Origin of the sequence: Pseudomonas sp. zfem001 (genome assembly GCF_032621725.1) — a bacterium.
Lineage (GTDB): Bacteria > Pseudomonadota > Gammaproteobacteria > Pseudomonadales > Pseudomonadaceae > Aquipseudomonas > Aquipseudomonas sediminis.
On record NZ_JAVYJI010000001.1, the window covers coordinates 425,154 to 449,452 of the forward strand.

At 62.4% G+C, this 24,299-nt stretch carries 24 protein-coding genes and 2 tRNA genes; 11 read left to right on the plus strand and 15 right to left on the minus strand.

What is annotated here, in order from left to right:
• Window positions 1-12 precede the first annotated feature (12 nt).
• Entirely contained in the window at window positions 13-2,094 is a 2,082-nt protein-coding gene (locus RTH74_RS02130) for a carboxy terminal-processing peptidase (protein WP_166432374.1), read from the plus strand.
• Between the two features lie 98 nt (window positions 2,095-2,192).
• A complete protein-coding gene (locus RTH74_RS02135; RefSeq protein WP_316913604.1) occupies window positions 2,193-3,947 on the plus strand; it encodes a bifunctional diguanylate cyclase/phosphodiesterase in 1,755 nt (584 codons plus the stop codon).
• Here the strand turns inward: RTH74_RS02135 and RTH74_RS02140 are convergent.
• The 7 genes from RTH74_RS02140 to RTH74_RS02170 all read right to left on the minus strand — a co-directional run bounded on the left by RTH74_RS02140 (window position 3,936) and on the right by RTH74_RS02170 (window position 7,166).
• Complete coding sequence (locus RTH74_RS02140; protein WP_316913605.1) at window positions 3,936-4,421, minus strand: sel1 repeat family protein; 486 nt, start codon at window positions 4,419-4,421, stop codon at window positions 3,936-3,938. The two genes, RTH74_RS02135 and RTH74_RS02140, sit on opposite strands and share 12 nt — an antisense overlap.
• A complete protein-coding gene (locus RTH74_RS02145) occupies window positions 4,414-4,779 on the minus strand; it encodes a hypothetical protein (RefSeq protein ID WP_099522169.1) in 366 nt (121 codons plus the stop codon). The genes RTH74_RS02140 and RTH74_RS02145 overlap by 8 nt, the downstream gene beginning before the upstream one ends.
• Entirely contained in the window at window positions 4,776-5,099 is a 324-nt protein-coding gene (locus RTH74_RS02150; RefSeq protein ID WP_316913606.1) for a helix-turn-helix transcriptional regulator, read from the minus strand. Before RTH74_RS02150 ends, RTH74_RS02145 begins: the two co-directional genes overlap by 4 nt.
• A 213-nt stretch (window positions 5,100-5,312) precedes the next feature.
• Window positions 5,313-5,756: a YkvA family protein gene (locus RTH74_RS02155; RefSeq protein ID WP_316913607.1), complete on the minus strand. Its 444-nt coding sequence runs from the start codon at window positions 5,754-5,756 to the stop codon at window positions 5,313-5,315.
• 336 nt (window positions 5,757-6,092) lie between these two features.
• A complete protein-coding gene (locus tag RTH74_RS02160; protein WP_099522172.1) occupies window positions 6,093-6,812 on the minus strand; it encodes an FKBP-type peptidyl-prolyl cis-trans isomerase in 720 nt (239 codons plus the stop codon).
• A gap of 186 nt (window positions 6,813-6,998) precedes the next feature.
• Window positions 6,999-7,075, minus strand: a tRNA-Asp gene (locus tag RTH74_RS02165).
• A 15-nt stretch (window positions 7,076-7,090) separates the two neighbouring features.
• Window positions 7,091-7,166, minus strand: a tRNA-Val gene (locus tag RTH74_RS02170).
• Window positions 7,167-7,462: 296 nt separating this feature from the next.
• Here RTH74_RS02170 and rdgC point away from each other — a divergent pair.
• The gene (rdgC, locus tag RTH74_RS02175; RefSeq protein WP_316913608.1) at window positions 7,463-8,383 is read left to right on the plus strand and encodes a recombination-associated protein RdgC; all 921 of its coding nucleotides are present in this window, start codon (window positions 7,463-7,465) and stop codon (window positions 8,381-8,383) included.
• A 96-nt stretch (window positions 8,384-8,479) separates the two neighbouring features.
• Here rdgC and edd read toward each other — a convergent pair whose 3' ends face one another.
• A complete protein-coding gene (gene edd, locus RTH74_RS02180; protein WP_316913609.1) occupies window positions 8,480-10,303 on the minus strand; it encodes a phosphogluconate dehydratase in 1,824 nt (607 codons plus the stop codon).
• 130 nt (window positions 10,304-10,433) lie between these two features.
• On the opposite strand from edd, the gene gap reads away from it, so the two are divergent.
• On the plus strand, window positions 10,434-11,435 hold the full coding sequence (gene gap, locus RTH74_RS02185; RefSeq protein WP_316913610.1) for a type I glyceraldehyde-3-phosphate dehydrogenase: 1,002 nt from the start codon (window positions 10,434-10,436) through the stop codon (window positions 11,433-11,435).
• A 13-nt stretch (window positions 11,436-11,448) separates the two neighbouring features.
• Window positions 11,449-11,913, plus strand: a complete 465-nt coding sequence (locus tag RTH74_RS02190; RefSeq protein WP_143506095.1) for a methylglyoxal synthase — start codon at window positions 11,449-11,451, stop codon at window positions 11,911-11,913.
• Between the two features lie 74 nt (window positions 11,914-11,987).
• Here RTH74_RS02190 and arfB read toward each other — a convergent pair whose 3' ends face one another.
• Window positions 11,988-12,401: an alternative ribosome rescue aminoacyl-tRNA hydrolase ArfB gene (gene arfB / locus RTH74_RS02195; protein ID WP_074676758.1), complete on the minus strand. Its 414-nt coding sequence runs from the start codon at window positions 12,399-12,401 to the stop codon at window positions 11,988-11,990.
• A 131-nt stretch (window positions 12,402-12,532) separates the two neighbouring features.
• Between arfB and RTH74_RS02200 the strand changes: the two genes are divergently transcribed.
• Together RTH74_RS02200 and RTH74_RS02205 are read left to right on the plus strand one after the other, a co-directional pair.
• Window positions 12,533-13,597, plus strand: coding sequence for a metal-dependent hydrolase (locus RTH74_RS02200; RefSeq protein WP_316913611.1), 1,065 nt, complete (start codon window positions 12,533-12,535; stop codon window positions 13,595-13,597).
• 45 nt (window positions 13,598-13,642) lie between these two features.
• Window positions 13,643-15,478: an ABC transporter ATP-binding protein gene (locus RTH74_RS02205; RefSeq protein ID WP_316913612.1), complete on the plus strand. Its 1,836-nt coding sequence runs from the start codon at window positions 13,643-13,645 to the stop codon at window positions 15,476-15,478.
• Between the two features lie 107 nt (window positions 15,479-15,585).
• Here RTH74_RS02205 and RTH74_RS02210 read toward each other — a convergent pair whose 3' ends face one another.
• Window positions 15,586-16,911, minus strand: a complete 1,326-nt coding sequence (locus RTH74_RS02210; protein ID WP_316913613.1) for a DEAD/DEAH box helicase — start codon at window positions 16,909-16,911, stop codon at window positions 15,586-15,588.
• Between the two features lie 305 nt (window positions 16,912-17,216).
• On the opposite strand from RTH74_RS02210, the gene RTH74_RS02215 reads away from it, so the two are divergent.
• Window positions 17,217-17,795 carry a dihydrofolate reductase family protein gene (locus RTH74_RS02215; protein ID WP_106733064.1) on the plus strand — a complete coding sequence of 193 codons (579 nt, stop codon included), beginning with the start codon at window positions 17,217-17,219 and terminating at the stop codon, window positions 17,793-17,795.
• Here RTH74_RS02215 and rarD read toward each other — a convergent pair.
• The 4 genes from rarD to RTH74_RS02235 form a co-directional block, all read right to left on the minus strand.
• Window positions 17,782-18,687, minus strand: coding sequence for an EamA family transporter RarD (rarD, locus tag RTH74_RS02220; RefSeq protein WP_316913614.1), 906 nt, complete (start codon window positions 18,685-18,687; stop codon window positions 17,782-17,784). The genes RTH74_RS02215 and rarD overlap by 14 nt on opposite strands.
• Window positions 18,687-19,559, minus strand: a complete 873-nt coding sequence (locus RTH74_RS02225; RefSeq protein WP_316913615.1) for a carboxylate/amino acid/amine transporter — start codon at window positions 19,557-19,559, stop codon at window positions 18,687-18,689. Before RTH74_RS02225 ends, rarD begins: the two co-directional genes overlap by 1 nt.
• Window positions 19,560-19,760: 201 nt before the next feature.
• The gene (locus tag RTH74_RS02230; RefSeq protein ID WP_179545506.1) at window positions 19,761-20,360 is read right to left on the minus strand and encodes an FMN-dependent NADH-azoreductase; all 600 of its coding nucleotides are present in this window, start codon (window positions 20,358-20,360) and stop codon (window positions 19,761-19,763) included.
• A 135-nt stretch (window positions 20,361-20,495) separates the two neighbouring features.
• Window positions 20,496-20,810 (minus strand): 3-phosphoglycerate kinase, encoded by a 315-nt coding sequence (locus RTH74_RS02235; protein WP_099522183.1) that lies wholly within the window; start codon window positions 20,808-20,810, stop codon window positions 20,496-20,498.
• 77 nt (window positions 20,811-20,887) lie between these two features.
• Between RTH74_RS02235 and RTH74_RS02240 the strand changes: the two genes are divergently transcribed.
• Genes RTH74_RS02240 through RTH74_RS02250 form a run of 3 tightly spaced genes read left to right on the plus strand, consistent with a single transcriptional unit; the run spans window position 20,888 to window position 23,182 of the window.
• Complete coding sequence (locus RTH74_RS02240; RefSeq protein ID WP_316913616.1) at window positions 20,888-21,814, plus strand: LysR family transcriptional regulator; 927 nt, start codon at window positions 20,888-20,890, stop codon at window positions 21,812-21,814.
• A 10-nt stretch (window positions 21,815-21,824) separates the two neighbouring features.
• Window positions 21,825-22,622 carry an alpha/beta fold hydrolase gene (locus tag RTH74_RS02245; RefSeq protein WP_316913617.1) on the plus strand — a complete coding sequence of 266 codons (798 nt, stop codon included), beginning with the start codon at window positions 21,825-21,827 and terminating at the stop codon, window positions 22,620-22,622.
• A gap of 5 nt (window positions 22,623-22,627) precedes the next feature.
• A complete protein-coding gene (locus RTH74_RS02250; RefSeq protein ID WP_179545507.1) occupies window positions 22,628-23,182 on the plus strand; it encodes a peptidylprolyl isomerase in 555 nt (184 codons plus the stop codon).
• Between the two features lie 308 nt (window positions 23,183-23,490).
• On the opposite strand, the gene fpr is transcribed toward RTH74_RS02250, so the two are convergent.
• On the minus strand, window positions 23,491-24,270 hold the full coding sequence (gene fpr, locus RTH74_RS02255; RefSeq protein WP_179545508.1) for a ferredoxin-NADP reductase: 780 nt from the start codon (window positions 24,268-24,270) through the stop codon (window positions 23,491-23,493).
• Between the last annotated feature and the right edge of the window lie 29 nt (window positions 24,271-24,299).

The window sequence follows — 24,299 nt, forward strand, 5'->3', positions numbered from 1 at the left end:
CGTCGAATCAGCATGAAGCGATCTCTAGCAAGCACCGCCCTCGCCCTCGTACTCGGCTTCAGTGCCCTGCCGCTGGCGGCCAAGACCACCACAGCGACCAGTTGGGACTACCTGCAGCCGGACCGCGACCAGGTGATTGCCAGCCTCAACGTAGTGGAATTGCTCAAGCGCCACCACTACAACAAGCCGCCGCTCAATGACGAGCGTTCGATTCAGATCTATGACAACTACCTGAAGTTGCTCGATCCGTCTCGCAGCTACTTCACCGCGGCTGATATCAGCGAATTCAACCAGTGGCGCACCAAGTTCGATGACCTGCTCAAGAGCGGCGACCTCGAGCCGGGCTTCACCATCTATCGCCGCCACCTGACCCGCATGGAAGAGCGCCTGAACTACGCGCTGGCGGAACTCGGCAAGGGCGTCGACAAGATCGACTTCACTGTCGACGAACAGTTGCAGGTCGATCGCGAGAAAGCACCCTGGGCCAAAGATCGCGCTGAACTCGACGAGCTGTGGCGCAAACGCGTCAAGGACGAAGTGCTGCGCCTGAAGATCGCTGGCAAGGAAACCAAGGACATCCAGGAACTGCTGACCAAGCGCTACAAGAACCAGTTGGCGCGCCTCAAGCAGACCCGTGGCGAGGACGTGTTCCAGGCTTACATCAATGCCTTCGCCACCACTTACGACCCGCACACCACTTATCTGTCGCCGGATAACGCAGAAAACTTCGACATCAACATGAGCCTGTCGCTCGAAGGCATCGGCGCCGTCCTGCAAAGCGATAACGAGCACGTCAAGGTAGTACGCCTGGTGCCTGCCGGCCCGGCCGAGAAGAGCAAGCAGATCGCTCCAGCCGACAAGATCGTCGGCGTTGCCCAGGGCAACGACGATATGGTCGACGTGATCGGTTGGCGCCTGGACGAAGTGGTCAAGCTGATTCGTGGCCCGAAAGGTTCCACCGTACGCCTGGAAGTGATCCCGGCCAGCAATCCACCCAGCGACCAGACCAGCAAGGTGGTCACCATCACCCGTGAAGCGGTCAAGCTGGAAGAGCAAGCAGCCAAGAAAAAGGTCCTGGAACTCAAGCATGATGGTCGTGACTACAAGCTTGGCGTGATCGAACTGCCAGCCTTCTACCTCGACTTCAAGGCCTTCCGCGCTGGCGACCCGAATTACAAGAGCACCACCCGTGACGTCAAACGCCTGCTCGATGAGTTGCAGGCCGAGAAGGTCGACGGCGTGGTCATCGACCTGCGCAACAACGGCGGTGGCTCGCTGCAGGAAGCCACCGAGCTGACCAGCCTGTTCATCGAGCAAGGCCCCACCGTACTGGTGCGCAATGCCGACGGCCGCGTCGACGTGCTCGCTGACGAGAACAAGGGCATCTACTACACCGGCCCGCTGGCCGTGCTGGTCAACCGCCTGTCCGCGTCGGCCTCGGAAATCTTCGCCGGCGCCATGCAAGACTACCACCGCGCGCTGATTCTCGGCGGCCAGACCTTCGGCAAGGGCACGGTGCAGACCATCCAGCCGCTCAACCATGGCGAACTGAAACTGACCCTGGCCAAGTTCTATCGCGTGTCCGGCCAGAGCACCCAGCATCAGGGCGTGATCCCCGACATCCTCTATCCAGACGTCATGGACACCAAGGACATCGGCGAAAGTGCCCTGCCCGCTGCGCTGCCCTGGGACAGCATCCGCCCGGCGATCACCCCCGAACTGGACCCGATCAAGCCCTTCCTGACCGAGCTGAAAGCCCGTCACGATCAGCGCACCATCAAGGACCCGGACTTCGTCTTCACCCGCGATCGCCTTACCCTGGCCAAGAAACTGATGGCAGAAACCACCGTCAGCCTCAACGAGCAAGCCCGCCGTGCGCGCCAGGCCGAAGTCGAAGCCAAGCAACTGGCGCTGGAGAACAACCGCCGCCAGGCCAAGGGTGAAGAGCCACTCAAGGAGCTGGCCAAGGAAGACGAAGATGCACTGCCAGTCGCCGATGAGAAGAGCACGCCGGAAGACGACGCCTACCTCTCGGAAAGTGGGCGCATCCTGCTCGACTACCTGGGTCTGAACCCCTCATTGGCGCTGCACTGAGACGACTCATCGAGCGTCATCATATCGTCATCGAACTGTCGTGAAATGAAGGGCCGGCCATAAGCCGGCCCTTCGTTTTTCTACAGATCGAGAACATCATGACCGTCACCGAGCAGTTGAGCGCGCTGGGCAACATCCTCGCTCACGGCGACCTCAGTAGCCTGTTCCAGCCTATCGTCTCGCTGTCCGAACAGCGCATCCTCGGCTATGAGGCACTGACCCGTGGCCCTTCCAACAGTCCACTGCACTCGCCATTGACGCTGTTCGCTGTCGCCCGTCACGCAGGGCGCCTGAGCGAGCTGGAAATGGCTTGCCGCAAGAGTGCCTGCAGAGGCTTCAGCGCACAGGGCCTGGACGGCAAGCTGTTTCTCAACGTCTCGCCGGAGTCGCTGCTCGACCCCAGCCACCAACCAGGGCGCACCCTGAAATTGCTGCAGGCTTTCGGCATCCCACCCAGCCAGGTGGTGATCGAACTCACCGAACAGTCGCCCACCGAAGACTTCGCCCTGCTCGACAACGCCCTGCACCACTACCGCGCGATGGGCTTTTCCATCGCTCTGGATGACCTCGGTGCCGGTTACTCCAGCCTGCGCCTGTGGTCGGAGCTGCGCCCGGAGTACGTGAAGATCGACCGCCATTTCATCGATGGCATTCATCAGGATGCAGTGAAGCGCGAGTTCGTCGGCTCGATCCTGAAAATGGCAGAAGCATCTCGGGCCCAGGTGATTGCCGAAGGGATCGAGCTACCCGAAGAACTGGCCGTACTGGCGGAAATGGGGGTCGACCTGGTGCAGGGCTACCTGCTCAGCAGGCCGCAGGAAAAACCGCCACGCGATGCTCGCCAACTGCTGCCCCAGGTGCAAAGCAATCAAGCCAGCCTCGGTGAAGACAGTCATGACCTCAGTGCCCTGCTCAACGACCAACCCGCAGTCGACCAGCACACAGCCATCGCCGAGGTATTGGATGTCTTCCGTGCCCAGGCCAACCTCAACTCCCTGGCGGTACTGGATGCGCAGCGTCAGCCGGTGGGGATCGTCCACCGCCACTCGCTGTCCGAGGCGCTGCTCAAGCCCTTCGCCACTGACCTGTTCGCACGCAAACCCATCAGCCGCCTGATGAGCCAGGATTTTCTTGCCGTGGAGCTGACGCAGTCACTGCAGAAGGTCAGTCGCCTGCTCACCAGCCGTGCACGCCAGCGTATCGAGGAAGACTTCATCATCATCCAGAACGGCCGCTACCTGGGCCTGGGCAGGGTCATCGACGTACTCAAACTGATCACCGAGCAAAAGCTGCAGCAGGCGCGTCACGCCAACCCGCTGACCCTGCTGCCAGGCAACGTGCCGATCCAGCAATGCCTGAGTCGCCTGCTGCAACAGCAGCGCGAAGCTGCGGTGTGCTACGTGGATCTCGATAGTTTCAAACCCTTCAACGATCTCTACGGCTACGCCAAGGGCGACGAGGTATTGCTGTGCCTGGCGCAATGCCTGAACGATCGGGTCGATCCGGCACGCGACTTCGTCGGGCATATCGGTGGCGACGACTTCATGCTGGTGCTTGGCTCATCCGACTGGCGCGAAAAACTCGGCAAACTGATCGAGGACTTCCAAAATCAGTGCCGACGCTTCTACCGTGACGAGCATCTGCAGGCCGGCTGCTTTATCGCCCACAACCGCCATGGACAACGCCAGGAATACGCGCTGCTGTCACTGTCGATTGGCGTGGTGCACGTGAGAACGGAAGACTGCGCGCAGCTCGATGCCTCGCGTCTGGCCGAGCTGGCCTCCGAAGCCAAGCGCCAGGCCAAGGCCGTGCCTGGGTACAGCCTGCATATCCTCGAAGGTTCAGCGGCCTGAGGGAAGCCCCTGGTTGGCCATGGCGGCATAGCGCTCTGCGGCTTGCGGGTCCGGCTCAAGTCCCGGCGCACCGTCGCGGTAGAGCAGGCTCAGGCGGTTGGCGGCCAGAGGATGACCGGCAGCCAAGGCCATCTCCCACCAACGCACTGCTTGCGAGGCATCCGGCGCCTGCCGGGTATCGCCCTGCAGCGCCTGCACACCTAACTGATAAGCGGCCTTGTCGTCACCGCCATTGGCGGCCAAGCGCAACAACCTCAGCCCTTCCTCGCGCGCGCCAAGACCCTGGCCGCGAAACAGCAGGATATGACCGTAGAAACTCTGCGCAGCGGTGTCACCGAGATTGGCCATGCGCCCGTACTGGCCCTGCATCCATTGCCACAGACGCGGCTGACGCAACGCCGCCGGCCAGTGAAACAGACGCCGGGCCAGCCAGTAGCCCAGTTGCGCGCGCAGTTGCCAGAGCCACCTAGACATCGGCTGGGTAGTCGAACTCGAACACCCTGACCACCTCGGCAGCGTGCCAGGAGGCGGCTGCCACGCCATCGGAGGCGCCGCTGAAACGTCCCAGACGTGTCACGCAGTCGAAGAATCCGGTACGCGGCAGCCGGCTGGCACCCTGGCTGATCACCAGTGAGCTACGCAGCGGTCGTTCGGCGCGTGCATCCAGTGCAGCCAGGTGCTCCAGTGCAGCGGTCAGAGTCTGCATGGCTGGCGTCGGCAGATCGAGACGTTCGATCAGTGCCCGGTAGGTGAGCAGGTGGCGCTGACGACGGGCGTCGTCCAGCTCGGTCAGCAATGCCTGCCAGTGTTGGCGACTGATACGCACGCTCAAGACCAGCCCTCCAGCCCCAGCTCCCAGGCCAGCGAACGCAGAATCGCAGCGTCAGGTTGACGTTCGCCACTTTCGATCATGGCTAGATAGTGAGGGCTGATGCCGACGCTGCGAGCCAGCGCTTCCGCGCTCAGGCCCTTGGCTTCGCGTAACGTTTGCAATTGCGCCAGAGGTGCGCGATTGGCTGAAGGCGTTGGCGATGGCGCAACGGCCGTGGCAACCTCCTGGCGACCTGCGGCTTGCAACAAGGCCTGATAATCGGCCCAGGGCAGCACGGCGTATTCCGGCTCGCCGTCACGGGCAATGATTTGCACACTCATGAGTCTCTCCGTTGGAAAGCAGGGCCGACAGCCTCGACCCCTTCCTTGCAAGCGGCCATCTTAACAGGCGTCTGCCGCCAGGGCGTGATCCATGCTGCCAAGGTAGCAAGATGCGGTACTCGCCATGACCGAGTGAGTCGGCAGCCCGCTGGACGCATGGCCCGAAAGACTCAGTGACTCAGCCGGCAGGCCCCGCAATGGCCGAACGAATCATCAGGAATGCAGCGGATCGACCCGCTCCGCAGCCGGTAACTGCTCGATCAGCGCCAGGCGCTCCGGACTCTGCCTTTCGCGCCACGCCTTGAACGCTTCGAGCTCGCCATGCCAGGTGCGCATCACCCAGGCCAGCACGGCCAGGTCATCGACGAAACCGACCCCGACCAGCCAGTCGGGAATGGCATCGAACGGGGTGATGAAGTACAGCAGAGCAGCCACCACCATCAACAGCGCCTGACTGCTGATCTGCCGGTACTCACCCTTGAACCAGGCCAGGCTGAGTGCACGCAGCAGTTGCAGGTCCTCTTTGAGGGCGGCGAAGCGTTGTCCTTGCGGTGTCCGCTTGTCTGCCAGATCGCGGAGCAACTCCGGTAACCGGCCTTCACGCAGAAAGCGGGCAGCCAGCGGCAGGTAACGCGTCAATTTCCAGGGAGTTTTCATTCGGCCTCCTCGGCAAGCCAGGCAGTATCAGGGCTCACCTCGCTTATCCACCGAAGCTGTGGATAAATCTGTGCAAAGTCTTTCGACAAGCTTATCAAAGCCCCGTGCCACGGGGCCTCGAGTTAGATCGGATATTTTTTATACAGCATATAAAATCTATGAAAATCAACAAGTTGCTGATTGACACGAGCACAACTCAGTTGTAGCTCAGACTTGTTAGGAATGTTTCCCATGATGTGCATAAGCGTAACACCCTGATCACCACATCCTGGTTTACAGCTCCCCAGAAACGACAACGCCCCGTCAAGACGGGGCGTTGTACACCAGTACCGAGTGTTACTGCTCGGTCGGCTCGGCGGCGGCCTGATCCTTGATGCCGATCAGTTCCAGATCGAACACCAGTACCGAGTTGGCCGGGATGGCCGGAGACGGGCTCTGCTCACCGTAGGCCAGCTCGCTGGGGATGTACAGTTTGTACTTCTCGCCAACATGCATCAGTTGCAGACCTTCGACCCAACCCGGGATCACGCCGCCAACCGGCAGGTCGATGGGGCTGCCACGAGCAACGGAGCTGTCGAACACGCTGCCGTCGGTCAGTTTGCCTTCGTAGTGAACGGTCACTACGTCGCTTTCCTTCGGCTGGGCACCGTCGGTTTTCTTGATTACTTCGTACTGCAGGCCAGAAGCGGTGGTGACAACACCTTCGCGCTTGCCGTTCTCTTCAAGGAATTTCTTGCCGGCTTCAGCGGCTTCCTTGTTCAGCGCAGTCATGCGCTCTTCAGCACGGTTCTGCAGGAAAGAGAAGGCTTCGACCATCTCTTCGTCCTTGATGCGTGGCTCCTTCTTCGCCAGCGCGTCCTCGATACCCTGAGCGACGGCCTTGGAATCCAGATCATCCATGCCCTCTTCGGACAGGCTGCGACCCATGTTCAGGCCGATGCCGTAAGAGGCTTTCTGCGCTGGGCTCTTGAGTTCGACTTCGCTGGTTTGCGAATCGCAACCGGCAAGCACCAGGCCCACCAGGGCAACCGCTGCCGCCAAACGATGCTGTTTCATGCTTGTTCCTTGTAGATGCGCCCGAAGGCCGTCGTGTGAAAGCGCGAGCTTAGCAGTACGCCGCGATCACTGGCTACGGCATAGGAGCCGAGCAATGCGCATAAGTTCAAGCAAACAAAGGATTTTTCGAAGATTTCGGCGGACGCCGAAGAGTTGTCACAGGAGGGGATGAAGCGAGGAGAAGAATGGCGCAGCGGACGGGACTCGAACCCGCGACCCCCGGCGTGACAGGCCGGTATTCTAACCGACTGAACTACCGCTGCGCGTAACTGCGAGATTGGTGGGTGATGACGGGATCGAACCGCCGACCCTCTGCTTGTAAGGCAGATGCTCTCCCGGCTGAGCTAATCACCCTTCACTCTCGAAGTGGGGCGCATTCTAGAGAGCGATCCGGGCCTTGGCAAGCCCTCTTCGCAAAAAAATTTACCGACGCAGCAAGAACTTAGGCGAGACCAGCGAATTTCCTCAGTGGCTCGTTGTCAGGGTTGGCCTGAGCACGCCAGCGGAGAATAATGCGCGCTCTGTGCCGGCGGACCGATCATGATCCTGTTGATGGCCCGCCACCTTCATCCGTCGCTGCGCGCCGGCTCGAGAGAGCCCAAGGATGGCGCCACCCTGCGACTTCATCATCAATGGAGAATCACCCGCTCATGTGGTTTCGTAACCTGCTGGTTTACCGCCTCACCCAGGACATTCCTTTCGACGCCGAAGCGCTGGAGACCGCACTGTCCAGCAAGCCGGCACGTCCCTGCGCCAGCCAGGAGCTGACCACCTACGGCTTCACCGCTCCCTTTGGCAAAGGCGCCGATGCACCGCTGGTGCATGTCAGCGGCGATTTCCTGCTGATCGGTGCGCGCAAGGAAGAACGTATCCTGCCGGGTTCGGTAGTACGTGATGCGCTGAAGGAGAAGGTCGACGAGATCGAAAACACCCAGATGCGCAAGGTGTACAAGAAAGAGCGCGACCAGATCAAAGACGAGATCGTCCAGACCTTCCTGCCGCGCGCCTTCATCCGTAAATCCGGCACCTTCGCCGCCATCGCGCCGAAGCAGGGCCTGATTCTGGTCGACAGCGCCAGCACCAAGAAGGCTGAAGACCTGCTGTCTACCCTGCGTGAAGCCATCGGCTCGCTGCCGGTGCGCCCGCTGTCAGTGAAGATCGCACCGACCGCCACCCTCACCGACTGGCTGAAGAACCAGAGCGCCGCCGAAGGCTTCTTCGTGCTCGACGAGTGCGAACTGCGTGACACTCATGAAGATGGCGGCGTGGTGCGCTGCAAGCGCCAGGACCTGACCAGCGAGGAAATCCAGCTGCACCTGTCCACCGGCAAGCAGGTCACCCAACTGTCGCTGGCCTGGCAGGACAAACTGTCCTTCGTGCTCGACGACAAGCTGACCATCAAGCGCCTGCGCTTCGAAGACGTGCTGCAGGAGCAGGCCGAACAGGATGGCGGTGACGACGCCCTGGCTCAGCAGGACGCCAGCTTCATCCTGATGATGATGACCCTGGTGGAGTTCCTGCCGGAGCTGTTCACCGCGCTGGGCGGCGAAGAGATTCCGCAGGGGATCTGATGACCTGGAGGGTGGATCGGGGCGCGCAGCTAACGCTTTGCTCATCCACCATTCGAACTGACGGTGGACAAGCTTCGCGCTGTCCACCCTACCCGCTCAGACCAGCGACTCGAGGCTCTCGGTAAAGGCACTGGCGCCCTGCTCCGCCGTGCTGAAGTTGTGGCGCATGAAGGCGAACAGCTCGCGCCCGCAACCACTGGCCGGAGCAGGCCGCGCTGCCGGCTGGCGTGAGGCGAACTCGGCCTCGTCGACCTGCAGCAGCAGCTCACCGTTCTGACCATCGACGCGAATCAGATCGCCATCGCGCACCCGCGCCAGCGGCCCGCCATCGAAGGATTCCGGGCAGACATGAATCGCCGCCGGAATCTTGCCCGAGGCACCGGACATGCGCCCGTCGGTGACCAACGCCACCTTGAAACCGCGATCCTGCAGCACGCCCAGATAAGGCGTCATCTTGTGCAGCTCCGGCATACCGTTGCTGCGCGGGCCCTGAAAACGCACCACGGCGACGAAATCGCGCTCCAGCTTGCCGGCCCTGAACGCTTCGACCAGATCCAGCTGATCCTCGAATACCAGCGCCGGCGCCTCTACCACCTGATGCTCGGGCGCCACCGCGGACACCTTCATCACTCCACGGCCGAGATTGCCCTGCATCAGGCGCAGGCCACCTTCTGCCGAGAACGGCCGCGCCACGGGACGCAGCACGCTTTCCTCCAGGCTCTCGGTCGGTCCGTCGCGCCAGACCAGCTTGCCGCCCTCGAGGAAGGGCTCGCGGGTGTAGCGCGACAGACCGCGCCCGGCCACGGTATTGACCTCTTCATGCAGTAACCCGGCGTCGAGCAGCTCGCGGATCAGGAAGGCCATGCCGCCGGCAGCCTGGAAGTGATTGATGTCGGCCTTGCCATTGGGATAGACGTGCGCAAGGGTCGGCACCACTTCGGACAGATCGGCCATGTCCTGCCAGGTCAGCAGAATGCCGGCGGCGCGGGCAATGGCCGGCATGTGAAGGGTATGGTTGGTAGAGCCGCCAGTGGCATGCAGGGCGACGATGGAGTTGACCAGGCAGCGCTCGTCGACAATCTCGCCGATGGGCATGAACTGGCCGCTCTGCTTGGTCAGCCGCGTGACCTGCTGCGCAGCCTCGCGGGTCAGCGCATCACGCAGCGGTGTGCCCGGATTGATGAAGGATGCGCCCGGCAGATGCAGGCCCATCACCTCCATCAGCAACTGGTTGGTATTGGCCGTACCGTAGAAGGTACAGGTACCTGGCCCGTGATAGGCGGCCATTTCCGCCGCCAGCAGCTCGTCGCGGGTCGCCTTGCCTTCGGCGTAACGCTGACGCACGTCGGCCTTCTCCTTGTTGGACAGGCCCGAGGTCATCGGCCCGGCCGGCACGAACATCGACGGCAGATGACCAAAACGCAGCGCGCCCATCACTAGGCCCGGCACGATCTTGTCGCACACGCCCAGATACAACGCGGCGTCGAACATGTTGTGCGACAGCGCCACCGCGGTGGACATGGCAATCACCTCGCGACTGGCAATGCCCAATTCCATGCCAGGCTCGCCCTGCGTCACGCCATCGCACATGGCCGGTACGCCACCGGCGAACTGGCCTACCGAACCCAGGTCGCGCAGAGCCTGCTTGATCTGTTCGGGAAAGGTCTCGTAGGGCTGGTGCGCCGACAACATGTCGTTGTAAGCAGAAACGATGGCCACGTTGGCGGCATCCATCAGGCGCAGGGTCTGCTTGTCGTCACCACTGCAACCGGCGACGCCGTGAGCGAAGTTGGCGCACTGCAGCTTGCCACGCTGCGGCCCTTCGCTGGCGGCGGCACGGATCATCTCCAGGTAGCGCTGACGCGTGGCGCGGCTGCGCTCGACAAGACGTTCGGTAACTTCAACAACGCGGGGGTGCATGGGGAATCTCCAGGCTAGCTTCTAGCGTCTGTTCGTATTTACAACAAAATACTGCCACTCAGCGGGCTTGATTTCTATAGCAATGGGAATAATCTTGTAATTACAACAACAAATTGACGAGACCCTCACCATGACACTACGAATCGCCATCAATGGCTTCGGCCGCATCGGCCGCAACGTGCTACGCGCACTCTATACCCAGAATTATCGCCAGCACCTGCAGATCGTGGCCATCAACGATCTGGGCGACAGCGCGATCAATGCCCACCTGCTGCAATATGACAGCGTCCACGGCCATTTCCCTGAAGAAGTTAAAGTCGACGGCGAAAGCCTGTGGATCAAGGGTGATCGCATCGCCGTCAGCGCCATTCGCAACCCGGCAGAGCTGCCCTGGAAAACCCATCAGGTCGATGTGGTGCTGGAATGCACAGGGTTGTTCACCGAGCGAGACAAGGCCGCCGCGCACCTCGCCGCCGGGGCGCGCAAGGTGCTGATCTCCGCACCAGCCAAGGGCGCCGACGCCACCGTGGTGTATGGCGTCAACGAGCAGGTGCTGACGCCTGACATGCAGATCATCTCCAACGCCTCCTGCACCACCAACTGCCTGGCGCCGGTGGCGCAGGTGCTGCACCGTGAGCTGGGCATCGAGCAGGGGCTGATGACCACCATCCACGCCTACACCAATGATCAGAATCTGTCCGACGTTTACCACAGCGACCTATACCGCGCGCGCTCGGCGACCCAGTCAATGATCCCGACCAAGACCGGTGCCGCAGAAGCGGTCGGTTTGGTACTGCCGGATCTGGCTGGCAAGCTCACCGGCATGGCAGTTCGAGTGCCGGTAATCAACGTCTCGCTGGTCGACCTAACCCTGCAGGTCAAGCGCGAGACCACTGCCGAGGAAGTCAACGCCCTGCTCAAGGCTGCCAGCGAGAAGTCTGCCGTGCTGGGCTACAACGCGCTGCCGCTGGTGTCCTGCGACTTCAACCACAACCCGCTGTCATCGATCTTCGATGCCAACCACACCAAGCTCAGCGGCAAGCTGCTCAAGGTCATGGCCTGGTATGACAACGAGTGGGGCTTCTCCAACCGCATGCTGGACAACTGCCTGGTCCTGGCCCGCTTGCACTGAACGAGGAGGCTCGATGAGCCGTATCAGCTTCACTCATGCCCAATTGCCGGCGCGCAAGCGTATCGCCCTGGTGGCGCACGACCACTGCAAGGGCTTTCTGCTGGACTGGTGCGAGCGTCAGCGAGACAAGCTGGCGCGCCATGAGCTGCTGGCTACCGGCACCACCGGCCTGCTTCTAAGCAAACGTCTGGATCTGCCGGTGGAGAGCATGATCAGCGGACCGCTGGGTGGCGACCAGCAGATCGGCGCGCGCATCGCCGAGCAACGCGTGGACATGCTGGTGTTCTTCTGGGACCCCTTCGAACCACAGCCACACGACCCGGACATCAAGGCCCTGCTGCGTGTGGCGGCGGTGTGGAACATCCCGGTAGCCTGCAACGAGAGCAGTGCCGACTACATGCTCAGCAGCAGCCTGCTGGAGCAGCAGCATGAATACCGCATTCCCGACTATCAGGCTTATCTGGCGGCTCGCGGGTAGGGTGTCGCGGGGCCACCTAGGCCATCACCAGTCAGGTGCGCATGGCGCACCCTACGTGAGGCCGCCTTCATCCTCTAGAAATCCACCTTGCCCCGCCCCGCCTTGATCGCCCCGCGCTTGCTCTTGCCGTCCAGGCGACGCTTCTTCGAGCCTAGGGTCGGTTTGGTCGGGCGGCGTTTCTTTTCCACCTTGCCAGCACTACGAATCAACTCGGCAAGGCGCTCCAAGGCGTCGGCGCGATTCTGCTCTTGAGTGCGGTACTGCTGCGCCTTGATGATCACCACTCCATCAGCGGTGATGCGGCTGTCGGCGAGCGTCAGCAGACGCTCCTTGTAGAACGGCGGCAACGACGAGGCCTGACTGTCGAAGCGCAGGTGCACGGCACTGGACACCTTGTTGACGTTCTGCCCACCGGCGCCCTGAGCGCGGATGGCGGTCAGTTCGATTTCTTCATCGGGAAGGTGAACACTGTTGGAGACGATCAGCATGGCCATGAGTTCTTGGAAAGCATGACCATCAGGATACCCGCCATAGCTGTAATCTTTGCTTGAAATTTCCCCACGGCATTCGCGCGGTGGCTCGGCTAACGTAGCAGCCTGTCTTTTTTCGGAAGCACTCGATGGACTCCATAACCCAGGCGGTACTCGGCGCCAGCATCCAGGGCGCGTTGCTCGGCCGCTGGCAGGGGCGCAAGGCGCTGCTCTACGGCGCGATGCTCGCCACCGTTCCCGACCTGGATGTGGTCATGGAATACGGCGATGCCGTGGCCAACATGACCTACCACCGCGGTTTCAGCCACTCGTTGTTTGTACTCAGCGGCTTTGCCCTGTTGCTGACCTGGCTGGCCAGGCGCTTTCGTCCTCACCCGGGTTACTCGGCCAATCGTTTGTTGCTGACGCTATGGCTGGTGCTGATCACTCACCCGCTACTGGACGCCTTCACCAGCTACGGCACCCAACTGTTCTGGCCGCTGATGCCGACACCTACGGCCTGGTCAAGCCTGTTCATCATCGACCCGCTCTACACCCTGCCGCTGATTGCAGCGGTGCTGATCAGCCTGTTCACCGGGTTGCGCGAGCAGAGTTGGCGCGTACCGGCCGTGGCGCTGGCGGTCTCGACGCTGTACATCGGTTTCAGCCTGGCCGGCAAATTCATGGCCGAGCAGCGCGTGGAGCGCGAGCTGGCGCGCCAGGGCATCCAGGCCGAACAGCTGTTCACCACACCGACGCCACTCAATACGCTGCTGTGGCGCGTCATCGTGCTCGATGGCGAGGACTATCACGAAGCCCTGGTCGGCTGGTTCGACGACCAGCCACCGCAACTGCAACGCCTGCCGCGCGGCACGCACCTGCGCGAGCAGTTGACGGCTTCGCCCATGCACCAGCGGCTGGAGTGGTTCACCGGCGGCGTGCTGCGCTACGACCAGGTCGGCGACCGACTGATCGTCACCGACCTGCGCCTGGGCATGACAGGTTTTCATCCTTTCCGCTTCGACTTTGCCCATCTGCAGGACGGCCAATGGCAGGTGCATGAACGCATCGACCGACTGCCCTTCGAACGCGGCGAGGTCGAACACCTGGCACTGCTGTTCAAACGCATCTGGCAACCGCAGCTGGAGATTCCATTGCTGGCCTGGGCTGGTGAGTTGCAGAAACCGCTTTTAACTGAGACTCGCTTGCACTAACGGCGTTACTATCGGCGTTTCCTCTGCCGAGGCAGGACGCCTGCAATGTTGTTTCGCCGCTTCGAATCCCTGATCGACGTCTTCAAACCCAGCCCTGACGTCGCCCCGCCCGCTGGCATGCTGCGCTTCTACGGTCACTACCTGAAACAGGTGTGGCCGCTGATGCTGGCCGTGCTGGTGATCGGCTTCTTCGCTGCCCTGATCGAGGTCGCGCTGTTCGCCTTCCTCGGCCAGTTGATCGACATGGCCCAGGCCAGCACGGATGCCAGCAGCTTCTTCAGCGAGCACCAGAGCGAGCTGCTGTGGATGCTGCTGGTGGCGCTGGTCATCCGCCCCGTGGTGTTCGGCCTGCACAACCTGCTCACCCACCAGGCGGTCAATCCGGGCCTGACCAACCTGATTCGCTGGCAGAACCATCGCTACGTACTCAAGCAGAGCCTGAGCTTCTTCCAGAACGACTTCGCCGGCCGCATCGCCCAGCGCGTGATGCAGACCGGCCCCTCGCTGCGCGACTCGGCGATGCAGGTGATCGACGCACTGTGGCATGTGGTGGTCTATGCCGGCAGCGCGCTGTACCTGTTCGCCGCCGCCGATCTGCGCCTGGTGGTGCCGCTGGCGTTGTGGATCGTCGGTTACAGCGCGGCGCTCTGGTACTTCGTGCCGCGCATCAAGGCGCGCTCGGCCGCCGCCTCCTCGGCGCGCTCGAAAGTCATGGGTCGGGTCGTCGATGGCTACAGCAACATTGCCACGCTCAAGCTGTTCGCCCACTCACAGGAAGAGGAAAGCTACGCCCGTGAAGCCATGCAGGACCTGCTCGACAAGTTCCGCCTGCAGTCGCGCACCATCACTGCGCTGGATTTTCTCATCACCTGCCTCAATGGCGTGCTGATCGTCGGCACCGGTGCGCTGGCCCTGTGGCTGTGGAGCCAGTCGCTGATCACCACCGGCGCCATCGCCCTGGCGCTGGGCCTGGTGATCCGCATCAACAACATGGCCGAGTGGATCATGTGGGTGGTCAACGGCATCTTCGAGAACGTCGGCACCGTACAGGACGGCATGCAGAGCATCGTGCAGCCACGCCAGGTGCTCGACCGCACCGACGCCAAGCCGATCCAGGTGCAGCAGGGCAGCGTGCGCTTCGACGACATCCACTTCCACTACGGTAAGCGCGGCGGCGTGATCGCCGGCCTCAGCATCGATATTCGCCCCGGCGAAAAGATCGGCCTGGTCGGTCCGTCCGGCGCCGGCAAGTCGACCCTGGTCAACCTGCTGCTGCGCCTCTATGACCTGGAAAGCGGCCGCATCCTGATCGACGATCAGGATATCGCCACGGTGACCCAGGAGAGCCTGCGCGCCAACATCGGCGTGGTGACCCAGGACACCTCGCTGCTGCACCGCTCGATCCGCGACAACCTGCGCTACGGCAAGCCCGCTGCCAGCGACGAGGAGCTGTGGGAGGCGGTACGCAAGGCCCGCGCCGATGCCTTCATCCCCACCCTCGACGACAGCCAGGGCGGCCGTGGCATGGATGCGCAGGTCGGTGAACGCGGCGTGAAGCTGTCCGGCGGTCAGCGCCAGCGCATCGCCATCGCCCGCGTACTGCTCAAGGACGCGCCGATCCTGGTGCTGGACGAAGCCACCTCGGCACTGGATTCGGAAGTGGAAGCGGCCATTCAGGAAAGCCTGGACAGCCTGATGGAAGGCAAAACGGTGATCGCCATCGCCCACCGCCTGTCGACCATCGCACGGATGGATCGCCTGGTGGTGATCGACCAGGGCCAGGTCATCGAAACCGGCACCCACGCCGAGCTGATTGCCCACGGCGGTCTGTATGCACGCCTGTGGCAGCATCAGACCGGTGGTTTCGTCGGAGTGGAGTAAAACTGCGGGAGGGGCTTCAGCCGCGACTCGTCGCTACGACTGCATGGATGCAGGAGGTAGAGCGAAGCAGGATGCCAGAGCCGAAAGCGCCTCCCACAACAGCCAGATTACTCCGCAGCCGGCTTCTTGCGCTTGAGCGGCGCGCTGCCGTCTTCACTGACTAACGACGATGGCTTGCCAGCCGGGCGTGGACCGGTCTTGCGCTTGGGCGCGGCGGCCTTCTTCGGGTCTTTCTTCTCGGTCTTTTTCTTCTTGCTGCCAGCGGCCTTGCCGGACGCCTTGAGGTTCTTCGGCCCCTGGTATACGCCTTTCAGTTCCTTGATGGTGCGACGCTCGAAACGCTGCTTGAGGTAGCGTTCGATGCTCGACATCAGGTTCCAGTCGGTGTGGCAAATCAGCGACACCGCCAGGCCTTCGCCACCGGCGCGGCCGGTACGGCCGATGCGGTGCACGTACTCATCGCCGGAGCGCGGCATGTCGAAGTTGATCACCAGATCCAGGCCTTCGACGTCCAGACCGCGCGCGGCAACGTCGGTGGCCACCAGCACCTTGACCGCGCCCTGGCGCAGGCGCTCGATGGCCAGTTTGCGATCCTTCTGATCCTTCTCGCCATGCAGCACGAACGCCTTGACCCCGGCGGTCACCAGCTTGCCGTAGAGGCGGTCGGCCTGCACACGGGTGTTGGTGAAGACGATGGCCTTGTCGTAGGCCTCGTTGGTCAGCAACCAGTCGACCAGCTGTTCCTTGTGGTAGTTGTGGTCGGCCGTAATGATCTGCTGACGGGTACCTTCATTGAGCTGGCTGACGCTGTTGAGCATCAGGTGCTGCGGCTCCTTGAGTACCTTGGCGACCATCTCGCGCAGGCCATTGCCGCCGGTGGTGGCGGAGAACAGCAGGGTCTGGTGCGGCCCGCAAGCCTCGGCCAGACGCTGGGCGTCTTCGGCAAAGCCCATGTCGAGCATGCGGTCAGCCTCGTCGAACACCAGCACTTCGACCTCGTCCAGCGGCAGATTGCCGGCGTTGGCGTGCTCGATCAGGCGGCCCGGCGTGCCGATCAGAATATCGATCTTGCGCATCATCGCGGCCTGCACCTTGAAGTCCTCGCCACCGGTCACCAGACCGGCCTTGAGGAAGGTGAACTGGCCGAAGCGCTCGACTTCCTTGAGCGTCTGCTGGGCCAGCTCGCGGGTCGGCAGCAGGATCAGCGCACGAATGCTCAGACGCTGCTTGGAGTTGCCGTCACCGAGCAGGCGATTGAGCAGCGGCAGAACGAAAGCGGCGGTCTTGCCGCTGCCGGTCTGGGCAATCACCCGTAGGTCCTTGCCCTCCAGCGCAGGCGGAATCGCTGCCGCCTGCACCGGAGTCGGCTCGACGAAATTAAGCTCGGCCACGGCTTTCAGCAGGCGTTCATGCAGGGCGAATTGGGCAAACACGGGGGCACTACCTCAGAGAAATCGACAAAACGGTGCATAGCCTAACGGTTTCCGCCGCCGGGGCCGAATTTCTTTGCATGAAACTCGCGTTCAGGCGACGACGGGCGGCCGCCTGGAGTCGCTATCCGGCAGGAGCAGATCGGCCGAGATGTTGTGTTGATCGCCATCGCGACCGGGATCGTCTACGAAATCCTGCGTAACGTGCTGGACTGATCAGCGAACGCGCCGACGAGTGGCACGCCCTCTGTCGAACTTGTTCTGCGGCCATCGATCTATCTGTCAGATAACCCGCGTGCGGAGGCACCATGAACGCTTCGCTGATCTACCACGTCACGTCGAGCCTCGACGGCTATATCGCGCGCCCCGATGGCCGCATCGACTGGTTCGATTCGCCACGGGAGGCCGATGAAGAGTACGCCTTTCAGTACTTCTACTCCGGCATCGATGCCCTGCTGATGGGCCGCGGTACCTACGAGGCGTTGCTCAAGCGTGGCGGTCCCTGGCCTTATCCCGGCAAGCCCTGCGTGGTGCTGACTCGCCTCGCTCTGCCGCGCGCCGCGGACGAAATACAGCTGACGCACTGCACACCGGCTCAAGCCGTGGCAGCACTGAACGAGGCCGGTTTCCAGCGCATCTGGCTGGTCGGCGGCAGCCTGCTGGCGGGTAACTGCTACACCGCCGGACTGATCGACGAAGTGGTGATCAACCTGGTACCGCACCTGCTCGGCGCCGGTATTCCACTGCTGGCCACCGGCATGGAACGCAGCCTGACGCTGAGCGAGCAACGCCGCTTCAACAACGGCACGTTGCAAGTGCACTACCAGGTGCAGAAGCAGGCCAGCATGCCAACGCAGATCCCCGCGCCGCGCATCAACGCGGCCTGATGTTCTCGCGCTGCTGCTTGCGCAGCAGCCGGGCACTGTCCCAGCCGACCAGCAGCACAGCCGCCCAGATCGGCAGGTAGGTCAACCACTGCCCCGCATCGAAGGTCTCGCCCAGCACCAGTAGCGCCACGGCGAACAACAGCACTGGCTCGACATAGCTGAGAATGCCGAACAGCCCCAGAGGCAGCAGCCGGCTGGATGCCATGTAGGCCGCGAAGGCCAGCGTACCGATCAGCGCCATCACCGGCACCAGCAACCACAGCAGCGGACGCTCAGCGAATGCGCCAACCGGCCCGTAGGCAACGATCAGCCAAATCGCCAACGGCGCCAGCATCAGCATCTCCAGCACGAAACCGGACAGCGCATCGAGGCGCATCCAGCGGCGCAGCATGAAGTAAGGCGGATACCCCAACGCAGTGATCAGCGTCAGCCAGGAGAACGCCTGGATGCGCCACAGCTCGTGCAGCACGCCGAGCATGGCGCAGGTCACTGCCAAGCGCTGCAGCGGACGCAGGCGCTCGCCGTAGAACAGCCGACCGGTCAGCACCATTGCCAACGGCAGCAGGAAGTACCCCATGGACACTTCCAGCATATGCCCGGCCAAGGGCGCCCAGAGAAACAGCCCCCACTGCACGCCAATCAAGGCCGCCGCCAGCGGGCAGGCAGCCAACAACAGCGGCTCGTGGCGCAGACGCACGAAGGTCTCGCGCAGCAAGGTGGTCTGCCCTGCCAGCAGCACCAGCAGCAGAACCAACGGAATCGACCAGAGCACGCGCTGAGCGAATATCTGCACGCCATCGAGCGGCGTCAGCCACTGCACGTAGCCAGGCAGCACGGCAAACAGCATCGACGCGCCAACCGATAGCGCCACACCCCGCCCGGACAGCTGCATCAGTGCACCCCGGCGGGCGTACGACGCGCGCGTCCCAGATTGACCAGCGGCAGCGACGCCGCAATCACCGCACCGCCCAGAGCCAGGCGCAGCAGATCGGCGTCGTGATTCCAGATCAGCAGATTGACCAGCAAACCGGCCGGCACCAGTGCATTGTTCATCACCGCCAGGGTGCCGCCATCGACCAGGCTGGCGCCCTTGTTCCACCAGTACAGTCCCAATCCGGACGCCACCACACCAAGCCAGACCAGCACGCTCCACTGCAGTGCGCTGCTTGGCAGTCGCTCGCCGTTGCCCAGTAGCAGGAAGGCCGGCAGCGCGATCAGCAGCGCACCCAGGTAGAAGAAACCAAAGCGTCTGTATTGCGGCTCGGTGGAGGGGTGTTTGAACAGCAGATGCTTGTACAGCACCTGCCCGGCGGCGAAGGTGAAGTTGGCCACCTGCAGCAACAGGAATCCGAGCAAAAAGCCGCTGCTGATACCGTCGTAGCGGATGATCCCGGCACCCAGCACCGCCACCAGCGCAGCCAGCAGTGCCCAGGGGTTGAACCGGTGGTTCAGCGCATCCTCGATCAGCGTTACATGCAGCGGTGTGAGGATGGTGAACAGCAGCACCTCCGGCACCGTCAGCACCGAGAAGCTCAGGTACAGGCACACGTAGGTGATGCCGAACTGCAGGGCGCCGATCAGCAACATGCCGCGCACGAACGCCGGAGCATGACCGCGCCAACGGGTCAGCGGCACGAACAGCAAGCCGGCGATGACGATGCGCGTCAGCACCGCAAAATAGCTGTCGACCCGGCCGGCCAGGTACTCACCGATCAGGCTGAAGGAAAACGCCCACAGCAGGGTCACGATCAACAGATAGCGCATGGTCACCTCAGGAACAGGCGGCGACCTTAGCGCGTTCATCGCGGACGTACAATCGACAGCAGGCGAACCCCACCGGCCTCACGTGCAAGCCGTCGCCACCGGGCAAGAGCGCGTCGCCAGGCCCACGTAAAAAAGCCGGTCATTGCTTGCGCAATGCCCGGCAGAAGCGCCCAGGAGCCCAGGCGCCAGGAGAGTCTCGGATCAGGCCACTTCAGCCAGCTTGGCTTTGGCCTGGGCCAGGCCTTTCTCGCTGAACTCGGCGCCCATATTCAGGCCTTCGGCATGAATGAACTGCACATCGTGGATACCGATGAAGGCCAGCGCCTGACGCAGGTAGGGCTCCTGATGATCCAGGCCGCTGCCGGCGTAGATACCGCCACGAGCCGTGAGCACGAAGGCACGTTTGCCGGTCAGCAGGCCCTGCGGACCGGTTTCGGTGTACTTGAAGGTGACGCCAGCGCGCAGCACATGGTCCAGCCAGGCCTTGAGGGTGCTGGGGATGGCGAAGTTGTACATCGGCGCGGCCAGCACCAGCACATCGGCGGCCAGCAGCTCATCGGTCAGTTGATTGGAGCGGGCCAGGGCAGCTTTCTCGGCATCGCTCTGCTGCTCGCTCGGGGTCATCCAGCCACCCAACAGCGTGGCGTCGAGGTGCGGCACCGGTTCGGCCGCCAGATCACGCACCTGGACCTGATCAGCCGGGTGCGCAGCCTGCCAATTGGCGATGAATTGCTGGGTCAGCTCGCGGGAGACCGAACCTTGCTGGCGGGCGCTGCTTTCGATTACGAGAATACGGGACATGTCTGAGGCTCCATCAAGGTGAACAAGAGTCGATGGAGCAGAGAATAGAGATGCGACTTTCGATTAAAAAGCGTAAATATCCGCTTACATATATCGACTAATTTGATTTATCGACTGGTCGCATCTAGGCTTTCATCACTTCAGGTTGCAGGTCAGCTTGATCCGCAGACGAATCACACTACGGGTGAACTTGACCGCCATGTTGTTGCTGGCGCCAGGCGCCAACACGGTACGCCGGATGCGCGGTGCCTCGGGGCCATTTTGGAACACGGCACTGCACTCGGCTTCGCTCTGACCGTAGTTGTAGAGCATCAGGGCCGCCATGTTGTGGTCGATTTCCTGAGTGGTGGCGGAGACCTCGGCGCCGTTGAACTGTTTTTCCACCTCGATGGGGTAGGCATGGGCAGCCAACGGCATACAGGCCAGCAGCAAGCAGATTATTTTTTTCATCGGTGCTCTCCTACATGGGATCGCCAGTGTAGGTGGAGATCGTCGGCGATAACAGCCGACTCAGGCAGGATGATGTGATGAAAGCTCCTCGCGTAACCCTGGATCAATGGCGCACGCTGCAGGCCGTGGTGGATCAGGGCGGCTTCGCCCAGGCTGCCGACGTGCTGCACCGCTCGCAGTCCTCGGTCAGCTATACCGTGGCACGCATGCAGGAACAGCTCGGTGTACCACTGCTGCGCATCGACGGTCGCAAGGCCGTGCTCACCGAAGCCGGCGATGTATTGCTGCGCCGCTCACGGCAACTGGTCAAGCAGGCCAGTCAGTTGGAAGACCTGGCCCACCACATGGAACAGGGCTGGGAAGCCGAAGTGCGCCTGGTGGTGGATGCCGCCTACCCCACCGCCAACCTCGTCCGTGCCCTGACCGCCTTCATGCCGCAAAGCCGCGGTTGCCGCGTACGCCTGCGCGAGGAAGTGCTGTCCGGCGTCGAGGAGGTGCTGCTCGAAGGCACCGCCGACCTGGCCATCAGTGCGCTGAACATCACCGGTCACCTGGGCATCGAGCTCAATGAGGTGGAATTTGTCGCCGTCGCCAACCCGGAACACCCCCTGCACCGCCTGCAACGCGAACTGAGCTTTCAGGACCTGGAAGGTCAGATGCAGGTGGTCACCCGTGACAGTGGCCGCTTGCAGCCGCGCGACGCCGGCTGGCTGGGCGCGGAACAGCGCTGGACAGTGGGCAGCCTGCCGACCGCACGCACCTTCGTCAGCAGCGGCCTGGGCTTCGCCTGGCTACCACGCCACCTGATCGTTCGCGAACTGCAGGAAGGTCTGCTGAAACCCTTGCCCCTGACCCAGGGCGGCCTGCGCAAGCCGCGCTTCTTCCTCTACAGCAACAAGGAGCGCGTGCTCGGTCCGGCCACGCAGATTCTCATCGAGCTGATCAAGAACTTCGACGCGGCGCCGCTGGACGCCGCCTTTGCCGCGCCGCAGTCGCCCAACTGAGAGCCTGCCCATGTCCTACTTCGACAACGACGGTTGCCAACTGCATTACGAAGACTACGGCCACGGCACGCCCCTGTTACTGGTGCATGGCCTGGGTTCGAGCACGCGCGACTGGGAATACCAGATCCCGGTGCTCGCCCAGCACTATCGGGTCATCGCCCTCGACGTGCGCGGCCACGGCCGCTCGGACAAGCCGCGCGAGGCTTATCGCATCGCCGATTTCGCTGAGGATGTCGCCGCCCTGATCGACCACCTGCAGCTTGCACCCGTGCACCTGGTAGGCATCTCCATGGGTGGGATGATCGGCTTCCAGCTCGGCGTAGACCGCCCCGAACTACTGCGCAGTCTGACCATCGTCAACAGCGGCCCAGAGGTGAAGGCCAAGAGCGCACGCGACTGGCTGGAAATCGGTAAACGCTGGACGCTCTCGCGTCTGCTCAGCCTGGACACCATCGCCAAGGCGCTGGGAAAGCTGCTGTTCCCCAAACCGGAGCAGGCCGAACTGCGTCGCAAGGTCGAAGAACGCTGGCCGCAGAACGACAAACGCGCCTACCTCGCCAGTCTTGACGCGATCATCGGCTGGGGCGTGCGTGAACGCCTCGATCGCATCACCTGTCCTACCCTGGTGATCACCGCCGACCGCGACTACACGCCCGTTGAACGCAAGCGCGAATACGTGGCAGAAATGCCCAACGCGCGCCTGCTGGTCATCGAAAACTCGCGCCACGCCACACCACTGGATCAACCAGAACGCTTTAATAACGCCCTGCTCGCCTTTCTCGGCGAGACCGCCAACAAGGAAAACTGACCATCATGCTCAAGCAACTCGTTCTCGCCACCGGCGCCCTGCTGCTGTCCTCCAGCCTGCTGGCCGCAGAAAATCCCAAGGTCCTGCTGACCACCAGCCTGGGTGAAGTGGAAGTGGAGCTGGCCGCCGACAAGGCGCCAATCAGCACGCAGAACTTTCTCAAGTACGTCGACAGTGGCTTCTATAACGGCACCCAGTTCCACCGGGTGATTCCGGGCTTCATGGTCCAGGGCGGCGGTTTCGATGCCGACATGCGCCAGAAGGACACCAACACGCCGATCAAGAACGAGGCCGACAATGGCCTGCACAACGTGCGCGGCACCCTGGCCATGGCCCGTACTCAGGTACGCGACTCAGCCACCAGCCAGTTCTTCATCAACCACAAGGACAACGCCTTCCTCGACCACAGCTCGCGTGACTTCGGCTACGCCGTATTCGGCAAGGTCACCCGCGGCATGGACGTGGTGGACAAGATCGCCCAGGTCCCCACCGGCAACCGCGGCATGCACCAGAACGTACCGCGCGAGCCAGTGCTGATCATCGACGCCAAGCGTCTTTAGGACACTGACGTAGCCCGGATGAAATCAGGGAGTTGCAACACACCCTCCCCGGATTGCATCCGGGCTACGAGCCCCACGAACGACAAAGCCGCCCAATTGGGCGGCTTTTCATTCGATCTCGCGAGCTAGAGTCATGCAATACCGATGGCGGCCCCACAAAAACAGGCGAGAAAGCGGAGTGTGCTGTAGCACATGAGCATGACTCGCTTCGCTCGCCCCTACGGGGCCGCACTAAAGTGCGTTGGCCGCAAGCGGCCTGCCGAGCCTGTTTTTAACGCAGCAGGGCCGACGCGCAGCAGATCGACGGCTTACTTCTCGACGAAGGCGCGCTCGATCAGGTAGTCCCCCGGCTCACGCATACGCGGGGAGATCTTCAGACCGAAGCTGTCGAGCACTTCGCTGGTCTCGTCGAGCATGCTCGGGCTGCCACAGATCATGGCGCGGTCGTCCTGCGGGTTGATCGGCGGCAGGCCGATATCGGCGAACAGTTTGCCGCTGCGCATCAGGTCGGTCAGGCGGCCCTGGTTCTCGAACGGCTCGCGGGTCACGGTCGGGTAGTAGATCAGCTTGTCCTTCAGCGCATCACCGAAGAATTCGTTCTGCGGCAGGTGCTCGGTGATGAACTCGCGGTAGGCCACTTCGTTCACGTAGCGCACGCCGTGAACCAGAATCACCTTCTCGAAGCGCTCGTAGGTTTCCGGGTCCTGAATCACGCTCATGAACGGTGCCAGACCGGTGCCGGTGCTGAGCAGATAGAGGTGCTTGCCGGGGTTGAGGTCATCGAGCACCAGCGTGCCGGTGGGCTTCTTGCTGATGATGATCTCGTCGCCTTCCTTCAAGTGCTGCAGCTGCGAGGTCAGCGGGCCGTCCGGCACCTTGATGCTGAAGAATTCCAGGTGTTCTTCCCAGTTCGGGCTGGCGATGGAATAGGCGCGCATCAGCGGGCGGCCGCTCTCCTGCTGCAGGCCGATCATCACGAACTGACCATTCTCGAAGCGCAGACCCGGATCGCGGGTGCACTTGAAGCTGAACAGCGTATCGTTCCAGTGGTGGACGCTGAGCACGCGCTCGACGTTCATATTGCTCATGATGATTTCCTCGAAGAACTTCAGCGCCA